This is a genomic window from Oleiphilus sp. HI0125 (assembly GCF_001635355.1).
In genome coordinates this window covers 1-772 of record NZ_LWGF01001293.1, presented here as the reverse complement: position 1 = coordinate 772, position 772 = coordinate 1, and the positions used below count along the sequence as shown (strand labels likewise).

At 47.2% G+C, this 772-nt stretch carries 1 protein-coding gene; it reads left to right on the top strand.

What is annotated here, in order from left to right; genetic code table 11:
• Positions 1 to 772 (top strand): cation:proton antiporter (locus A3762_RS28975; RefSeq protein ID WP_197469497.1); only part of this gene is annotated, 772 nt, incomplete at both ends.

Genomic DNA, 772 nt, shown 5'->3' with positions numbered 1-772 from the left:
TCGGCACATTCGGAGCCACATTAGTTTTAGGCCTAACCTTAGGCGGCGCTTCTGGGTATATATTGGGCGAAGCCTTGCGCAGTCATTGGCTGCCGCAGTTTTTATTAAATACGGGCACGCTGACGTTTATGCTCGGCGTATACGCGCTCTCTAATTTTTTGGTACATGAGTCGGGTTTGCTTACGGTGACCGTCATGGGAATTTGGTTAGCCAACATGAGAGGCGTGCCGATCGNTGAGATTTTAGAATTTAAAGAATCTCTTTCTGTATTGCTGATCTCTGCATTGTTCATTTTACTTGCCGCCAGAATGGAATTAGTCGCTCTGTATGACTTAGGCATTGCGGCAGTATGGATTATGCTCGCACTCATATTTTTGGCTCGCCCGATTTCCGTGTTTGTCGCAGCGATTGGCACTGACTTAAGTCGGCAAGAAAAATTTTTCTTATCTTGGATTGCGCCACGGGGTATCGTCGCGGCTGCGGTATCTTCGTTATTTGCGTTTAAGTTAGAAGAGCAGGGAATGGTTGAGGCTGGAGTGCTGGTGCCTTTAGTGTTTCTTGTGATTGTAGTGACTGTGGCTTTGCAGAGTGTGACCGCACGACCATTAGCGAAAGCCTTAGGCGTGCAAGAAGCGGATGATCATGGCTTTTTATTCTTGGGGGCAAATCCACTCGCTCGTGATATTGCCAAAGCATTCTCAGAGCGTGGTGTGAAAGTTATTGTATCTGATACCAGCTGGGAAAATGTTCGTGCCGCTAGAATGGCAAGTTT